Origin of the sequence: Flavobacterium cucumis, assembly GCF_900148835.1 — a bacterium.
Lineage (GTDB): Bacteria > Bacteroidota > Bacteroidia > Flavobacteriales > Flavobacteriaceae > Flavobacterium > Flavobacterium cucumis.
The window spans coordinates 128,625-144,085 of the sequence record NZ_FRYK01000004.1; the positions used below are offsets into that span (position 1 = coordinate 128,625).

Annotated in this window: 18 protein-coding genes; 13 read left to right on the forward strand and 5 right to left on the reverse strand. The window is 31.3% G+C overall.

What is annotated here, in order from left to right; genetic code table 11:
* The first annotated feature begins 192 nt into the window (after nucleotides 1-192).
* The 4 genes from BUE95_RS11055 to yajC all read left to right on the forward strand — a co-directional run bounded on the left by BUE95_RS11055 (nucleotide 193) and on the right by yajC (nucleotide 3,086).
* On the forward strand, nucleotides 193-1,296 hold the full coding sequence (locus BUE95_RS11055; protein WP_073584456.1) for a Glu/Leu/Phe/Val family dehydrogenase: 1,104 nt from the start codon (nucleotides 193-195) through the stop codon (nucleotides 1,294-1,296).
* Nucleotides 1,297-1,380: 84 nt separating this feature from the next.
* Entirely contained in the window at nucleotides 1,381-2,322 is a 942-nt protein-coding gene (gene nusB / locus BUE95_RS11060; RefSeq protein WP_073584458.1) for a transcription antitermination factor NusB, read from the forward strand.
* A gap of 11 nt (nucleotides 2,323-2,333) precedes the next feature.
* Nucleotides 2,334-2,810, forward strand: a complete 477-nt coding sequence (locus tag BUE95_RS11065; RefSeq protein ID WP_084530285.1) for a DUF1573 domain-containing protein — start codon at nucleotides 2,334-2,336, stop codon at nucleotides 2,808-2,810.
* A gap of 6 nt (nucleotides 2,811-2,816) precedes the next feature.
* The gene (yajC, locus tag BUE95_RS11070) at nucleotides 2,817-3,086 is read left to right on the forward strand and encodes a preprotein translocase subunit YajC (protein ID WP_073584460.1); all 270 of its coding nucleotides are present in this window, start codon (nucleotides 2,817-2,819) and stop codon (nucleotides 3,084-3,086) included.
* Nucleotides 3,087-3,136: 50 nt separating this feature from the next.
* On the opposite strand, the gene BUE95_RS11075 is transcribed toward yajC, so the two are convergent.
* The 3 genes from BUE95_RS11075 to prmA all read right to left on the reverse strand — a co-directional run bounded on the left by BUE95_RS11075 (nucleotide 3,137) and on the right by prmA (nucleotide 5,874).
* A complete protein-coding gene (locus tag BUE95_RS11075) occupies nucleotides 3,137-3,709 on the reverse strand; it encodes a YdeI/OmpD-associated family protein (RefSeq protein WP_073584594.1) in 573 nt (190 codons plus the stop codon).
* A gap of 7 nt (nucleotides 3,710-3,716) precedes the next feature.
* A complete protein-coding gene (gene pepT / locus BUE95_RS11080) occupies nucleotides 3,717-4,958 on the reverse strand; it encodes a peptidase T (protein WP_073584462.1) in 1,242 nt (413 codons plus the stop codon).
* Nucleotides 4,959-5,040: 82 nt separating this feature from the next.
* Nucleotides 5,041-5,874 carry a 50S ribosomal protein L11 methyltransferase gene (gene prmA, locus BUE95_RS11085; protein ID WP_073584464.1) on the reverse strand — a complete coding sequence of 278 codons (834 nt, stop codon included), beginning with the start codon at nucleotides 5,872-5,874 and terminating at the stop codon, nucleotides 5,041-5,043.
* A 91-nt stretch (nucleotides 5,875-5,965) separates the two neighbouring features.
* Here prmA and BUE95_RS11090 point away from each other — a divergent pair, with 91 nt between their 5' ends.
* From BUE95_RS11090 to ygiD, 4 genes are all read left to right on the forward strand, one after another.
* Nucleotides 5,966-7,183 carry a porin gene (locus BUE95_RS11090; RefSeq protein WP_073584466.1) on the forward strand — a complete coding sequence of 406 codons (1,218 nt, stop codon included), beginning with the start codon at nucleotides 5,966-5,968 and terminating at the stop codon, nucleotides 7,181-7,183.
* A 132-nt stretch (nucleotides 7,184-7,315) separates the two neighbouring features.
* Nucleotides 7,316-8,152 carry a CvfB family protein gene (locus BUE95_RS11095; RefSeq protein WP_073584468.1) on the forward strand — a complete coding sequence of 279 codons (837 nt, stop codon included), beginning with the start codon at nucleotides 7,316-7,318 and terminating at the stop codon, nucleotides 8,150-8,152.
* A 1-nt stretch (nucleotide 8,153) separates the two neighbouring features.
* The gene (locus BUE95_RS11100; protein WP_073584470.1) at nucleotides 8,154-8,438 is read left to right on the forward strand and encodes a hypothetical protein; all 285 of its coding nucleotides are present in this window, start codon (nucleotides 8,154-8,156) and stop codon (nucleotides 8,436-8,438) included.
* 110 nt (nucleotides 8,439-8,548) lie between these two features.
* On the forward strand, nucleotides 8,549-9,382 hold the full coding sequence (gene ygiD / locus BUE95_RS11105; protein WP_073584596.1) for a 4,5-DOPA-extradiol-dioxygenase: 834 nt from the start codon (nucleotides 8,549-8,551) through the stop codon (nucleotides 9,380-9,382).
* Here the strand turns inward: ygiD and BUE95_RS11110 are convergent, their stop codons facing one another.
* Complete coding sequence (locus tag BUE95_RS11110; protein ID WP_073584472.1) at nucleotides 9,383-10,564, reverse strand: serine hydrolase domain-containing protein; 1,182 nt, start codon at nucleotides 10,562-10,564, stop codon at nucleotides 9,383-9,385.
* Nucleotides 10,554-11,000, reverse strand: a complete 447-nt coding sequence (locus tag BUE95_RS11115; protein ID WP_143165282.1) for a PH domain-containing protein — start codon at nucleotides 10,998-11,000, stop codon at nucleotides 10,554-10,556. Before BUE95_RS11115 ends, BUE95_RS11110 begins: the two co-directional genes overlap by 11 nt.
* Nucleotides 11,001-11,189: 189 nt before the next feature.
* Here BUE95_RS11115 and BUE95_RS11120 point away from each other — a divergent pair, with 189 nt between their 5' ends.
* Genes BUE95_RS11120 through BUE95_RS11140 form a run of 5 tightly spaced genes read left to right on the forward strand, consistent with a single transcriptional unit; the run spans nucleotide 11,190 to nucleotide 15,306 of the window.
* The gene (locus BUE95_RS11120) at nucleotides 11,190-12,029 is read left to right on the forward strand and encodes a 1,4-dihydroxy-2-naphthoyl-CoA synthase (protein ID WP_073584476.1); all 840 of its coding nucleotides are present in this window, start codon (nucleotides 11,190-11,192) and stop codon (nucleotides 12,027-12,029) included.
* A 14-nt stretch (nucleotides 12,030-12,043) separates the two neighbouring features.
* Nucleotides 12,044-12,634 carry a hypothetical protein gene (locus tag BUE95_RS11125; RefSeq protein ID WP_073584478.1) on the forward strand — a complete coding sequence of 197 codons (591 nt, stop codon included), beginning with the start codon at nucleotides 12,044-12,046 and terminating at the stop codon, nucleotides 12,632-12,634.
* Nucleotides 12,621-13,229, forward strand: coding sequence for an outer membrane beta-barrel protein (locus tag BUE95_RS11130; RefSeq protein ID WP_073584480.1), 609 nt, complete (start codon nucleotides 12,621-12,623; stop codon nucleotides 13,227-13,229). The genes BUE95_RS11125 and BUE95_RS11130 overlap by 14 nt, the downstream gene beginning before the upstream one ends.
* 3 nt (nucleotides 13,230-13,232) lie before the next feature.
* Nucleotides 13,233-13,811 (forward strand): PH domain-containing protein, encoded by a 579-nt coding sequence (locus BUE95_RS11135; protein WP_073584482.1) that lies wholly within the window; start codon nucleotides 13,233-13,235, stop codon nucleotides 13,809-13,811.
* Complete coding sequence (locus BUE95_RS11140; protein WP_073584484.1) at nucleotides 13,804-15,306, forward strand: PH domain-containing protein; 1,503 nt, start codon at nucleotides 13,804-13,806, stop codon at nucleotides 15,304-15,306. The genes BUE95_RS11135 and BUE95_RS11140 overlap by 8 nt, the downstream gene beginning before the upstream one ends.
* Nucleotides 15,307-15,461 lie beyond the last annotated feature (155 nt).

Here is a 15,461-nt window from a genome sequence, read left to right on the forward strand (position 1 = left end):
GTATTTTTGTTTGTTGTAACATTTTCATACCTAAATAATCAAAACGCTAATGTATTGATAATGAAGGATTCTGATTTAGAACAACATTTAATTGCTAAATTATTAAAAAAAACATAATTTATAGATTCATTTTAAAATTATTCGTAATATTGTAATTAAATATTGAATAATTTTCAACTCAATTCATAACACATGACAGCAGATTTATTAAAAGCAAGTGAGCTTCATAAAGTAGACCCGGTTTTTGGTCAAGTATCTTTTGATGGTCATGAACAAGTTGTATTTTGTAACGACAAAGATACAGGTTTAAAAGCAATTATTGGTATTCATAACACAGTTTTAGGACCAGCATTGGGTGGAACTAGAATGTGGAATTATACAAACGAATGGGAAGCATTAAATGATGTTTTACGTTTATCTCGAGGGATGACATATAAAAACTCAATTTCTGGATTGAACTTAGGTGGAGGAAAAGCGGTTATCATTGGTGATGCTAAAACTCAGAAAACACCAGAATTAATGCGTCGTTTTGGACAATTTGTCGATTCATTATCAGGAAAATACATTACAGCGGAAGATGTAGGAATGGAAACCAAAGACATGGATACCGTTAACGAAGTAACAAAACACGTTGCAGGTATTTCTGTTGAAAGAGGTGGTTCTGGAAACCCTTCTCCTGTAACAGCTTACGGAGTTTTCATGGGAATGAAAGCAGCAGCTAAATATAAATTCGGTTCTGATAATTTAGAAGGTAAAAGTGTTTTAGTACAAGGAATTGGTCACGTAGGTGAAGTTTTAGTACAACACTTAACAGAGAGTGGCGCTATTGTAACAATTACAGATATTAACGAAGATAGAGTTCACCAAGTAGGAGCTAAGTACGGAGCAAAAATTTTTACAGGTGCTGATTTATATAGTGCTGATGTAGATATTTATGCCCCATGTGCTTTAGGAGCTACTATTAATGATGCTACAATCAATAACATAAAAGCATCTATTATAGCTGGAGCAGCTAATAACCAATTAGCTAATGAAGCAGTTCACGGAAAAATCTTAAAAGAAAAAGGGATTCTTTATGCTCCTGATTTTTTAATCAATGCAGGAGGTGTTATTAATGTGTATTCTGAGTTAGTAAAATGGACAAATGCCCAAGTTATGGAAAAGACGGAGAATATTTATAACACTGCATTGGAGATTTTCAAATTTGCAGATGATAATAATATCACAACGCATCAAGCAGCTTTCTCTATGGCACAAAAACGAATTGATGATGCAAAAAATGAATTAAAGAAGTAATTCATTTTAAAATAAAATTGTATTTTTGCAGAGCGGAAAAGGAAACTTTTTCGCTCTCTTAATTTTATAAAGTTCTTAATTAGTATGTTAAACAGAAGACATATCCGAGTTAAAGTGATGCAGAGTATTTATTCTATGCACCAACATCAATCTGATCATTTGGATAAAGAAGAAAAATTCCTTTTTCAAAGTATTGAAAATACACAAAATTTGTATCTTTTACTACTTTCCGCACTTATTGAAATCAAAAAGAAAGAAGAGGAATTTATTGATTTGGCTTCGAAAAAACATTTAGCAACTAATGAAGAACGCAATCCTAATTTAAAATTCATCAAAAATAAAGTCTTGGTTTTATTAGCTACGTCGGAAGCTTTAGAAACGGCTTTAGATGATAATACTATAAACAACTGGAAATTAAATGATGATATAATTTTGTCTTTAATTGAAACGATTAAAGCGAGTGAATTGTATCAAGATTACATGCAAAAACCATTTGTTAGCTTTGAAGATGATAAGAACTTTATTATCGATTTATATACTGAAGTTATTGCCCCAAGTGATCGTTTATATGATTATTTGGAGGACCATAAACTGACTTGGGTAGATGATTTACCAGGAATTAATACTTTAATTTTAAAGCAAATCAAGCAATTAAAGTCGGAACATGATGTTCTAGTAATTCCGAAGGTATTTAAAGATGCTGATGATAAAGAATTTGTAAAGAACTTGTTTCGAAAAACAGTTTTAAACGAAGTTGAATTGTCAAAAGAGTACATTGATAAAACACCCAATTGGGATGTGGAGCGTATTGCCGAAATTGATACGATTATCTTAAAAATGGCTATTTGTGAGTTGTTGAAGTTTCCATCGATTCCGACAAAAGTAACAATTAACGAATATTTAGAAATTGCAAAAGAGTATTCTACACCAAAAAGTAGTATTTTTATAAACGGAATTTTAGATAATTTAGTGAAAGAATTTACACAAGACGGAAAATTAAAAAAATCAGGTAGAGGTTTATTATAAAAAGTAAAATTATGATTAAAAAATCAATTAGATTATTCGTTGTTTCATTAGTTTTTTTGACTACTGCATGTAAAAAAGAAAGTATATCAGATAAAATTACGGATGCTGATATGAAAGCAATTCAAGAACAAAATGTAATTGCTGGTAAACTTTCTAAAGTAGCATTTGATAAAGAGATTCACGATTTTGGAACAATAAATGAAGGACAAATAGTTGAAACTCAGTTTCTTGTTAAGAATGTTGGTGATGCAGATTTACTAATTTATGAAGCTAAAGGGAGTTGTGGTTGCACGGTTCCTGAGCCACCAAAAGATCCTATCAAGCCAGGAGAATCTGCTCCTATAAAAGTTTCTTTTGATTCAAAAGGAAAACCTGGGGCACAAGAAAAAACGGTTACTATTAAAACCAATACACCAAACGGGTTTGAAATTTTTAAGATTAAAGCAAATGTAACACCATTGGCTGGTATACCAGCATCAACTAAATAAATTATTATGACTCCAGAATTAGGAATTCAATTAGTATTAATGATTGCTGTGTTTTATTTTTTACTAATAAGACCACAACAGCAAAGAGCAAAAAAAGAGAAAGCATTTGAAAGTGGATTAAAAGTAGGTGATAGAATTATCACTAAAGCAGGTATTCATGGAAAAATTGCAGAATTAAATGAGGATAGTATTGTTTTAGAAACTATGGCAGGTAAAATTAAAATGGAAAAGTCTGCTATTTCATCTGAATTAAGTGCTAAATTAGCCTCTAAGTAGTAATTATAGTGTCAAAAAAAGGCCGAAATTCATTGAATTTCGGCCTTTTTTTATCTGTATTTATCATTTAATCCTATTCCATCATTGATCATTGTCATAACTTTTTCTAAACGAGAAAGTTTGGTTTTTTCTAGTTTGGCTGACGTTATAAATTCAATAAATTCTCTTTGTTTGAATGGGGAAAAGGTATTGAATTTGTTTAAAAGCTCAGCATTCTCGCTCAATTTGTTTTGAAGAATTATAGGAATTACTGTTTCTTTTTTTTCTTTGGGAATAATTAATCCTTTTTTCTCGATTTCAATGGCTTCATTGAGATAAGCGAGTATCCTTTTTTCATCTATTTCTGCTGCAGCATAAAATCGCATTTGACGAAGTGATTTCGTATTTTCTTCATTTGCATTGATAAGTAATTTTCTGTCATCATTGAGAAAAACACCGTTGTAAAACCAAATGCCAAAATACGATTTGAAGCCACCAATTCCAATCACATTTTTATTGTTGTATGTATAAACTATACCGCCCCATTTTGTGACTGGAATGAGTGATGTTTTATGAATTATACTTTTTAATTGTTCTAATTCATTTTCCCATTTATTGGTTTTACTCCACTTGTTTTCTTTCACAAGGTATTTATTTTTTTGCAGCTGTGATTTCAACTATTTTAACAATTACTTCAGTTGCTTTCATCATGCTTTCTACAGGAACATATTCATATTTTCCATGAAAATTATGACCCCCAGCAAAAATGTTAGGACAAGGCAATCCTTTATATGACAATTGGCAACCATCTGTTCCGCCGCGTATTGGTTTAATAAGTGGTTTAATTCCTAACTCTTTCATTGCTTTTTCAGCAATTTCCACAATATGAAAAACAGGTTCAACTTTTTCTTTCATGTTGTAATACTGATCTTTGACTTCAGCAATTACAATTTCAGCTCCAAATTGGTTTTCCCATTTTTTATTAAATCTATGGGCTAATTTGTGAATAAATTCTTTTCTTTTACGAAACTTCTTTGCAGAATGGTCTCTAATGATTAGCTCGACAGTTGTTTCTTCAATGCTACCTGAAATTCCTACTACATGGAAGAAGCCTTCATATCCTTTAGTTTTTTCTGGGATTTCTTTTTTGGGTAATTTAGAAATGAATTTTGAAGCTAAAAGCATGGAGTTAATCATTTTTCCTTTGGCATAACCAGGATGAACACTTTTTCCTTTAAAGATAATTTTAGCTCCAGCTGCATTAAAGTTTTCATATTCTAATTCTCCAATTTGACTTCCATCCATGGTATATGCCCAATCACATCCAAATTTCTCTACATCAAATTTGTGTGCACCGCGACCAATTTCTTCATCTGGAGTAAATCCTACACGAATTTTACCATGCTTAATTTCTGGATGTTGGATTAAATATTCCATTGCAGATACAATCTCGGTAATTCCAGCTTTGTCATCTGCTCCTAATAGCGTGGTTCCATCAGTTGTAATTAGGGTTTGTCCCTTGTATTGTAAAAGATCTTTGAAATAATTTGGCGATAATATGATATTTAGCTCCTTGTTTAAAACAATATCACCTCCATCGTAATTTTGAATAATTTGAGGTTTCACGTTTGCTCCAGTAAAATCTGGTGTAGTATCATAATGAGCAATGAAACCAATCGTAGGACATTCTTGTTCTATATTTGAAGCTAAAGTAGCCATGACATAACCATTTTCATCAATAGTTACTTCTTCTAGTCCAATTTTTTTAAGCTCTTCAACTAAAAGATTGGCTAAGACTAATTGTTTTTTTGTACTTGGAGTTGTATTTGAAGAAGCATCCGATTCGGTATCGATTGTTACATAGCTAATAAATCGGTCAATAATATGTTGCATAATGATGTTTTTTACAAATATATGAAATAGAACGGGTTTATTTTTTTCGTATTCTTTAAAATATGTGAGAGTTGAAATTGAGTTATTTGATAAACTTCAAAGCAACCCAATTATTACGTTCAAATTGTTTTACATATGTTAATCCATTAGAAGTACAACTTTCAGAAATTACTGGGATATCTTCAGTATAAAATCCGCTTAAAAATAAAATTCCGTTATTATTTAGACAAGAGGCATATTGTTGCATATCGTTTAGTAAAATGTTACGATTGATATTGGCAATAATTACATCATATTTTTTTTCTTTTAGTAATGAAGCATCCCCTTCGTAAACTGTAATATGTTTACAGTTATTACGCTCTGCATTCTCAATGGAATTTAAATAACACCAATTATCAATATCTATTGCATCGATAGGTTGGGCTCCTTTCATTTCGGCTAAAATGGCTAAGATGGCTGTTCCACATCCCATGTCTAAAGTTTTCTTTCCATCTAAATCTGTTTCTAACAAATGTTTGATCATCATATGAGTTGTTTCATGATGACCGGTTCCAAAACTCATTTTGGGTTCTATTACAATGTCAAATTCAGCATTTGTTTTTTCGTGAAAAGGAGCTCTTACATGACATTTTCCATCTACATCAATAGGTTCAAAATTTTTCTCCCATTCTTCATTCCAATTTACTTGTTCAATTTCCTCAAAGGTATATTCGATTTTGAACTCTGAATTGTTTAGAATTTGGATGTCTTCTAATATTTTGGGATCCCATAAATCTTTTTGAACAAAGGCAGAAATTCCAGTTTCAGTTTCGATAAAGCTTTCAAAGGCTTTTTCACCCAATTCTGCAATCAAAATTTCACTTCCTAATTCAACTGGGTCTATTGTAAAATGATATCCAATATATATATTTGACATAACGTTAATTTTTTGCAAAGGTAATATTTACTTAACATACTTAACCTTGTTTTAATGTTAAGTTTGCGCAAAATAAACAACAACATAACAAATGAAAAAATTAGTAACCCTTTTATTGCTTGTAATCAGCTTTATTGCTGTTGCTCAAGACGTAAAAGTAACCACAAAAGACAACGATTTAAAATTAGCGGCTCTGCCTTATTACAACTATGGTAAAGGACTAGGAATTACTTCGCCTGATAGTTTATTTCAGTTAAATATTCGTTTTAGAATGCAAAATCGTGTTACTTACTTTGAAAATGAAGGTGAAGATCCTGCTTATTCAGGAGAAATTAGACGTTTGCGTTTGCGATTTGATGGATATGTAGGAAATCCTCATTTTCTTTATGTAATTCAATTGTCTTTTGCACCAGGAGATGTAGGTGAAGTTCAAGAAGGTGAAAACATCAATATCATTCGTGATGCGGCAGTTTTTTATCGTCCTAATAAACATTGGAGTTTTCTTTTTGGTCAAACCAAATTACCAGGAAACCGTCAACGTGTCAATTCATCAGGAGCTTTACAGTTAACAGACAGAAGTATTAATAATGCACGTTTTACAATTGATCGTGATTTTGGTTTTCAAGCTTATTATTTAAATGAGAATACAGATAAATTTTCATACAATGTAAAAACGGCTGTTTCAACAGGAGAAGGAAGAAACTGGACAAAATCTGCTGATGACGGAGTGGCATTGACTGGAAAATTAGAGTTAATGCCTTTTGGATCGTTCAAAAAAGACGGGACCAATTTTGAGGGAGATGTAGCACGTGAGGAAAAACCAAGATTATTATTATCAGGGGCATTTCACCAAAATAACAGAGCTAGAAGAACTCAAGGACAATTAGGTGGCGATTTATTTGAACAAAAAACAATGAAATCGGTATTATTAGATGCAATGTTCAAATATAATGGTTGGGCATTTATGTCGAGTTATATGTCGCGTTCTGCTAAAGATCCAATTGCTTTTAATCCAGAAGATATAACAGAATTCAATTATGTTCCAGTTGGAAATGGAATGGACTATCAATTGAGTTATGTTTTCCCAACGAATTACGAAATTATTGGTCGTTTTTCAACTCAAAATATGCATAAAGATATTAAAGCATTAACACCAGATTCCAAACAATATTCGTTAGGTCTTACGAAATATTTATGGGAACATGCTTTTAAATTACAAGGTGAAGTTACGTTAAGCGATTTGAATTATTTAGACGGAAGCAATAAACAAAATTGGTACGTTCGTTTTCAATTAGAAATAGGAATCTAAGTTTTAGACATATAGCACAAAGCCACAAGTCAGTGATTGATTTGTGGTTTTTTTGTTTTCATTATTTCGGAATTCTAATTTCTAAATTCTAATTTTTAAATTGCTTACCTTTGCACTTTATTTATTTCATTTATGTTACATATAGGAGAGTTCAATACGTTAAAAATACTTAGAGATACTAAAGTTGGTTTATTTTTAGGAAGTGAAAACACACAAGAAGATGATGTTTTATTACCTAACAAATACGTGCCAAAAGAATTTACTATTGGAGATGATTTAACCGTATTTGTGTATTTAGATCACGAAGAACGTCCTGTTGCAACTACGTTAAAGCCTTACATCAAGTTGAACGAATTTGCGCATTTAAAAGTGAATTATATCAATAAATTTGGAGCTTTTTTAGATTGGGGATTAGAGAAAGATTTGTTTGTTCCGTTTAAAGAACAAGCGCGTCCAATGGAAGAAGGTAAACGTTATTTGGTTTATATGTTTTTAGATGAAAAAACAAATCGTTTAGTAGCTTCGAGTAAAACCAATCAGTTCTTGAATAATGAAAATTTAGATTTACAACGTAATGAAGAAGTCGATATTTTAATTTCACACATTACCGATGCTGGGATCAATGTTATCATCAATCAAAAGCACAAAGGATTAGCGTATAAAAATGAAGTATATGATGCTGTAAAACCTGGAATGAAAACAAAAGGTTATATTAAGAATGTTCGTCCTGATGGTAAAATTGACGTGTTACTTCGTAAAATAGGAGTAGAAGCAATCGAACCTTCTTCTCAAGTTATATTAGATGAATTGAAAGCCAATCGCGGTTTTTTACGATTAACGGACAATTCACATCCTGAAGATATTAAAACGGTATTGAAAATGAGTAAAAAGAATTTCAAAAAAGCCGTTGGAAATTTATACAAACAAAAGTTAATCGAGATTAAAGAAGACGGAATTTACTTGGTGTAACATGTCAGCAAAAAATAAACTATATCTTTTTCTAAGTATTGTCGTTTTGTTATTGACATTTGTTGCTATACTCCAAAATTTTGAAACCGTTCACTTTATTGGTTTTGAAACTGAAATCATTTGGATTCCTATTTGGATAGGTGTTGTAATTTTACCTCTTTTAAATTTATATGAAATTGCTGTAAATACTGAGGGTTATAACAAGTATTATTGGTTAGCACTTGTAATTAATTTAATTACTATTTTCTTCATTTTAAGATATTTCGAAATAGCGTTACTTTCCTAAATTTTTCATTATTAGTGTTTTTTTAAATGTTTTATCACTACATTTGTATATACAAATATTAATTTATGAATCGCAAGAATTTCATAACTTTACTTTCAGGAGGAATCGCTATGGCAAGTATACAACCGTTCTATGATTGGACAAAAGGATTAGGAGAAGAAGAGGAGAAGAAGCCCGTTTTATTCATCGGACATGGTTCACCTATGAATGCTATTGAAGATAATATATTTTCAAAACGTTGGCAACTAATGGGGAAGGAAATCCCAACACCAAAAGCAGTTGTAGTCGTTTCGGCGCATTGGTTAACAAAAGGAACTCTAGTAACCGCAATGCCAAATCCAAAAACGATTCACGATTTTGGTGGTTTTCCTCAAGCCTTATTTGATGTGCAATATCCAGCGCCGGGAAGTCCAGAATTGGCAACTGAAATTCAAAAATTAATCACAAATCCAGCAGTAGAATTAGATCATGATTGGGGTTTAGATCACGGTACTTGGTCTGTAGTAAAACATATGTTTCCTGATGCCAATATTCCTGTGCTACAATTGAGTATTGATTATTACAAACCAGCTGCATATCATTATGAATTAGCAAAACAATTGCTTTCTCTCCGAAAAAAAGGAGTTTTAATTATTGGAAGTGGCAATATGGTACACAATTTACGAATGATAGCATGGGACAAACTCTACGAACCGGAATACGGATTTGATTGGGCTTTGGAAATGAACGATATCTTCAAAAATAAAATTTCAAATGGTTTTCATAAAGAATTAATTCAATATGAAAAATTGAATAAAGCCGCAACTTTAGCAATTCCAACTCCTGACCATTATTATCCTTTGTTATACATTTTAGCCCTACAAACGGATAATGATAAAGTTGAATTCTTTAACGATAAAGTTGTTGGTGGTTCGTTAACGATGACTTCAGTTAAAATAGGTTGATTATTCCCCTTCTTCTGTTTTGAATTGAAAAGGATAGTCTCCAAATATAGGTGCTAGTCTTTTTGTTTGATAAGGCTTTCTTGTAAACTTATTTGAAATGGCAATGATAGTAACAGAGTCTTTAGGTAATGTTACATAGGAAGAAGTATTTCCATGCCACCAACCATTGTGAAAGAAATACTTTTGGCCTGTTTCAAATTCTACCATTCGAATCCCTAATCCATAGTTCTTTATTCCTTTTTTTTCGTAGCTGTATCCTTTGAACATCTCTTCTTTCATGGCAGCACTTAAAAATTTATCTGAGTACAATGCCAAGTCAAACTGTAATAAATCTCTTGGTGTTGAATAGATGTTTTTATCACCATATACTTGATCTAAGTATTCAAAAGCCAATCTGAAATAATTGTTTTTGTAGGACTGACTTATACTGTCTTGCTTCGTTAGATCATCAAATACAAATGTGTTTTTCATTCCTAACGGATCAAAAATCATATCTTGTAGTACTTGAGGATATGATTTTTTTTCAACTTTTTCTATGATTAATGCTAACAACGCATAATTGGTATTGCAATAGCTAAAACGAGTTCCCGGTTTTGATTCTAAATTTATATTTTTAGAAGCTAGAAGCGTCAACACATCTTGATTGGTAAGCGGTTGTTTTTTGTCCCAAATTCCTTTATCATTAGTGAAATAAGCATAGTTTCTAAGCCCACTTCTGTGATTTAGTAACATTCTAATGGTGGTTTCTTCATTCGGAAATTCAGGTAGTATAGATTTAACATAGTCATCCAATTCTATTTTTTTGGCATCAACTAGTTTCAGAATGGTAACTGCCGTAATTACTTTAGAAACGGAGGCTATATGTAGTGGCGTATTTTCTTTAATAGAGTCGTTATTTTCTTTGTAGGCATATCCACTATAATTTTCGAATAAAATTTCACCATTTTTTGCAACCAAAAAGGAACCGCTAAAGTTTTTTGGATCAAAGCGTTCGTTGAAAAACACTTCAATGTCATCTGCCGTTTTTTTCTTGTAAACCGTAGTTAAACGTGAAAAATTAACGGCATATTCAGAGACGTTACCTTCAATATCTTTAACTGTAGATTCTTTGGCTTTATCTGGTTTATTTTGACAATTAACAAGTGATAAACTTAGGAGTAACACTATTATTTTATTCAACATAAGGCGAATTCTTAAACGTAATATTGGGATTTAGGGCTTGCAATTTAGTAATAAATTCTTGTTGTTTTTCAGGAGAAATGTAAATATCATCGTATTTATTAAAGGTTATTATTAAACCACGATGACTCAGTGCTGGTTTACAAAGAGTTGGTACATAAATCCCCTTGTGATATTCAATTTTATTGATTTTAGTAATATCAATTTTCCCATAAAATGGCCCCGATTTCCAATGTAGATCTGAGTTTAGAATTTCATAGTAAGTGCTTTTGAAGCACCATACAAAAAATAAAATCACCAAAAAATGTATAGAAAATAAAACAACAAATGGTTCATAAGAATCTTCAAAAAGAGCAGGAATTGTTAATAGCAATAAAAATAAAAGTACTCCAACATAAATATACCTATTCAATTTACTTACTACCGATTTGAAAATCATTGCTATAATATTTTGGAAATCATCAAATTGAAAATCATCATAAAAATTCAAATTGTAACTTTTGTTAATAGTTACACAATATTCTAATTATCTACTTTTGAACTTGCAATATAATGCAAAAAATGAATTATTTTTACAGAAATTTACATTTAACATAATTTACAATTATCTACTTAAATACTTGAAAAGATGAGCAAAATCGAATGGAAAACCGTAAGAGAATTTGAAGATATTACTTATAAAAAATGCAATGGTGTTGCCCGAATTGCTTTCAACCGACCAGATGTTAGAAACGCATTTCGTCCGAAAACAACTAAAGAATTAATTGAAGCCTTTTACGATGCGCAAGAAGATACTTCCATTGGAGTGGTGTTGCTTTCTGCCGAAGGACCAAGTTCTAAAGATGGCATTTGGAGTTTTTGTAGTGGTGGCGATCAAAAAGCTCGTGGTCATCAAGGTTATGTAGGAGAAGATGGTTACCATAGATTGAACATTTTAGAAGTGCAACGTATGATTCGTTTTATGCCAAAAGCCGTAATTTGTGTTGTTCCGGGTTGGGCTGTTGGTGGCGGACACTCGCTTCACGTAGTTTGTGATTTAACGTTGGCGAGTAAAGAACACGCGATTTTCAAACAAACCGATGCTGATGTAACGAGTTTCGATGGTGGTTACGGTTCTGCTTATTTAGCTAAAATGGTCGGACAAAAGAAAGCGAGAGAAATTTTCTTTTTAGGTAGAAATTACTCGGCTCAAGATGCTTTTGAAATGGGAATGGTAAATGCCGTAATTCCGCATGCGGAGTTAGAAGATACGGCTTACGAATGGGCACAAGAAATTCTTGCAAAATCACCAACCTCAATCAAAATGCTAAAATTCGCTATGAATTTAACCGATGATGGAATGGTAGGTCAACAAGTTTTTGCAGGTGAAGCAACTCGTTTAGCTTATATGACAGACGAAGCAAAAGAGGGAAGAGACGCGTTCTTAGAAAAACGTAAACCAAATTTTGAAAAGAAATATTTGCCTTAATTAATCAAATTTTAATGATAAAATTAAAATCGTATTATTTTATTTTAATTGTTGTTTTTTTAACAATTCTATATTCTGTTTTTTCATGGATAATGAATTCAATAGAATATAATAATATCATAAAGTTTTTTTGTGTTTTAATAATTATTGTGGAATTATCTTTTCATTCATTTTCTAAATGGAAATCTTATAAAAACGATTGGAAGATAATCGGCAGAACAAAATACAATTTAACAGGTTTTAATTTTTTTATGATAATAGTTCTTATTTTTTCAATTCTAATTCAATTATTTGTTTTCGTAAGAGATAATCAATTACCTGATTTTAGTTTTTTTTATATAGTAGTTTTAAGTTCTATGAACCTCAAACAATTAAACTACCATTTGATTGTCAAACAAAATTTTGTAACAATTATTGAAAATAATTATTTTGAAGATTATTCAAAGCCTGACATAAAGTATATAGCAATTAAAAATAATAATTTAGCTATTGCACTTATGAAATCGGATAAGGTTTTTAATTTTCCAATTGAAGATTTCAAAGAGAATGAGTTAGAAGTATTAAATCAATTTATTGAAGTTCAAAATCTTTATGACTATAAATAATATATTAAAAAAAATCGCATTCGGATTATTAGTATTGTTGGGTAATGTATCATTAGCCCAAGAAAATACTGACGATAAAAAAGAGACAAAATTTCAAGTAGGAGTTCACTACGTTGGAAATTTTCGTAATGAAAACATTATTAGTGATGGTTTTAATGGTATAGTTGGAATTTCTACTAATTATGCAATTTACCAAGATGAAATGATTTCAGTTTTTGGTGGTTTGAATATTGATTATTTACAATCTCGAGATTTATTTTTACAAAATGATATCCTAATTTGGAATCCCAATGCAAGTATCGAAGTTGATGTTTTCAAAGGAAAATTAAGACCTTTCTTTGGATTGGGTTATGCTTTCTTTTCGAATGATTTCAAATTTACAACTGGTATTTTTGATCCTATGGATCCTGCGATTACGGTACGTGAGAAAAAACTAAATTTTAATGGTTTGACAATTAATCCAGGTATAAAATATCATGTTTCTAATTTGTTTTTTCTTGAAGGAAGTTATAAATATTTTCCAATAAATTCTAGTGATTTTGATGGAACTGCAAATACTCATTTTGTTTATTTAGGTCTTGGTTTTAAATTTTAAAGTATGAACGTATTCACCAATAATCCCATCGACATAACCCAACTTCCAAAATTCGAAGAAGTGCAATTGAAAGGTTTAAATCCGAAGTATATTACGGTTTTGCTTTTTAATTTTTCATTGCTTTTAACTTTGGTTATTGTAGGATTTTCAGCTTTGTTTTATTTTAAACGAGATGCTTTTTCCAATGCAATTTGGATAGCAATTTTAGTTGGAGTCGTTTTGTTTTTAGTAGGATTAGTAGTGTTCACTAAATTTAGTTTTCATAAAAAAGGATATGCTTTTAGAGAGCACGATGCCATTTATAAATCAGGTTTGATTTCTGAAACTACTACGATTATTCCTTTTAATAGAGTTCAACATGTGGCTTTGCATCAGGGATTTATTTCTAGAAAATTAGGTTTGGCTTCTGTCGAATTGTTTACAGCTGGCGGTAGTAGTTCTGATTTAGAAATTCCAGGGTTACTTTTAGCAGATGCACAGCTTATTAAGAATTTGGTTTCCCAAAAAATCAATCCGCCTAGAAAGGACAAATTAAACGAAGTAGTATCAACAGAAACTCTATTAACTGAAGAACATGAATAAATCTGTTGATTTTTCTCAACCGCAAAGGCAATCGCTTCCGGGGATTTTGGTCATGTTTGCCAATTCCTTGCAGAAGACGGTTCGTGCTTTATGGCCAATGTTGTTAATTTGGTTGGTAAAGTTTGACACGCTCAACAAACTCGTCTTTTTTGGAAGTGTTGCAGGAGTAGTAGTTTTGATAGGAGTTATTTCGTATTTACAATATCTGTTTTTCACCTTTCATATTGATGAAGAAAACGGCGAATTTGTCATTCAAAAAGGAGTTTTAAATAAAACCAGAATTACGATTCAGTTGCATAAAATCCAACAAGTTAATATCAATCAAAGCTTAATTCAACGCTTGGTAGGTGTCCACAAATTAGAAATTGATACAGCAGGAAGCGATAAAAAAGAAGCTTCTATTAGTGCTATTTCGCATGAGTTAGCAACGATTTTAAAGGAACGCTTAATCAATCATTCCCAACTTGAAACAATCGAGAATACTGAAAATATTAGGGAAGAAGTAATTCCAACATCCCTCATAAAAATAGGATTGCCAAGTTTGATTAAAATCGGATTTACTTCGAATTATATTAAAAGTTTTGCTTTAATTTTTTTGTTTTTTACCACGATTTTAGAGAATTTACAACAATTGAACTCAGAAGTAATTGATGAAGATAAAGTCACAAATTATTTAGATACGTTACCTATTATCACTTCGTTTTTAGTGATTGTTGGGTTTTTTATCGGACTCGTTTTAGTGGTAAATTTGGTTCGAACGATTCTCAAATATTTCGATTTCACGATTCAAAAAAGTAAGCAAGCCATTATTTTATCTTACGGATTACTTTCAACAAAAAACACCTTGTTGAATCCGAATAAAGTTCAAAAAATTAAAATTACACAAAACTACTTTCAAAAGAAGTTGGATGTCATTACTATTGGTATTCACCAAGCTTCAAGTGACGTAGAAAAAGTAAAAGAAAAAGACCAAATTGAAGTCCCGGGTTGTAATGAAAACGAGCGCGATGCAATTCTAAAATTGTTATTAGGGCAATTACCCCAAAAAGGAACGATGTATTTACCGAATTGGAGAAAATTAGCGGTCAATACTTTTTTCTTTTTATTAGTTCCAATAGCCATTTCCTTATTCCTAAATCACAAAACGGAATTCGTAACCTGGACAGAATGGTTCATTTATGCTGCATTTTTTTGTGTTTTTGCAGGAGTTATGCTTTGGTTTTCGTTTAAAAATTACAAACTTTTTGTTTCAGAAGATTTTATCATCAAACAAAATGGTGCTTGGGATATCGATACCACAATTATAGAACCATATAAAATTCAAGCCATCGAAACCCAACAATTATTTTGGCAAAAAGCAACGAATATCGGTTCGGTAACACTATCAACTGCAGGAGGAACCGTAAGTTTTACCACAGGAAATTACACCGAAATCAAGCAATTGGTGAATTATTGGTTGTATGAAGTAGAAACTTGGGAAAAGAATTGGATGTAGATAAGTTGGGAGTTATGAGAAGAAAGTAGGGAGTCTGAAGTATTGATTGTTAACTTAGGTCTGTCATTCCGAGCCTGCTAGGAATCTCCTTCGAAGTAGGCTTACATTTGAGCGTAGCGAAAACCAACAAACTTGAAACTTTTAACTTGAAACAA

What these genes read in the sequence shown, in the direction of transcription:
- BUE95_RS11055 (WP_073584456.1), top strand. Translation starts at nt 193, where the DNA reads ATGACAGCAGATTTATTAAAAGCAAGTGAGCTTCATAAAGTAGACCCG.
- nusB (WP_073584458.1), top strand. Translation starts at nt 1,381, where the DNA reads ATGTTAAACAGAAGACATATCCGAGTTAAAGTGATGCAGAGTATTTAT.
- BUE95_RS11065 (WP_084530285.1), top strand. Translation starts at nt 2,334, where the DNA reads ATGATTAAAAAATCAATTAGATTATTCGTTGTTTCATTAGTTTTTTTG.
- yajC (WP_073584460.1), top strand. Translation starts at nt 2,817, where the DNA reads ATGACTCCAGAATTAGGAATTCAATTAGTATTAATGATTGCTGTGTTT.
- pepT (WP_073584462.1), bottom strand. Translation starts at nt 4,958, where the DNA reads ATGCAACATATTATTGACCGATTTATTAGCTATGTAACAATCGATACC.
- prmA (WP_073584464.1), bottom strand. Translation starts at nt 5,874, where the DNA reads ATGTCAAATATATATATTGGATATCATTTTACAATAGACCCAGTTGAA.
- BUE95_RS11090 (WP_073584466.1), top strand. Translation starts at nt 5,966, where the DNA reads ATGAAAAAATTAGTAACCCTTTTATTGCTTGTAATCAGCTTTATTGCT.
- BUE95_RS11095 (WP_073584468.1), top strand. Translation starts at nt 7,316, where the DNA reads ATGTTACATATAGGAGAGTTCAATACGTTAAAAATACTTAGAGATACT.
- BUE95_RS11100 (WP_073584470.1), top strand. Translation starts at nt 8,154, where the DNA reads ATGTCAGCAAAAAATAAACTATATCTTTTTCTAAGTATTGTCGTTTTG.
- ygiD (WP_073584596.1), top strand. Translation starts at nt 8,549, where the DNA reads ATGGCAAGTATACAACCGTTCTATGATTGGACAAAAGGATTAGGAGAA.
- BUE95_RS11110 (WP_073584472.1), bottom strand. Translation starts at nt 10,564, where the DNA reads ATGTTGAATAAAATAATAGTGTTACTCCTAAGTTTATCACTTGTTAAT.
- BUE95_RS11115 (WP_143165282.1), bottom strand. Translation starts at nt 11,000, where the DNA reads ATGATTTTCAAATCGGTAGTAAGTAAATTGAATAGGTATATTTATGTT.
- BUE95_RS11120 (WP_073584476.1), top strand. Translation starts at nt 11,190, where the DNA reads ATGAGCAAAATCGAATGGAAAACCGTAAGAGAATTTGAAGATATTACT.
- BUE95_RS11125 (WP_073584478.1), top strand. Translation starts at nt 12,044, where the DNA reads ATGATAAAATTAAAATCGTATTATTTTATTTTAATTGTTGTTTTTTTA.
- BUE95_RS11130 (WP_073584480.1), top strand. Translation starts at nt 12,621, where the DNA reads ATGACTATAAATAATATATTAAAAAAAATCGCATTCGGATTATTAGTA.
- BUE95_RS11135 (WP_073584482.1), top strand. Translation starts at nt 13,233, where the DNA reads ATGAACGTATTCACCAATAATCCCATCGACATAACCCAACTTCCAAAA.
- BUE95_RS11140 (WP_073584484.1), top strand. Translation starts at nt 13,804, where the DNA reads ATGAATAAATCTGTTGATTTTTCTCAACCGCAAAGGCAATCGCTTCCG.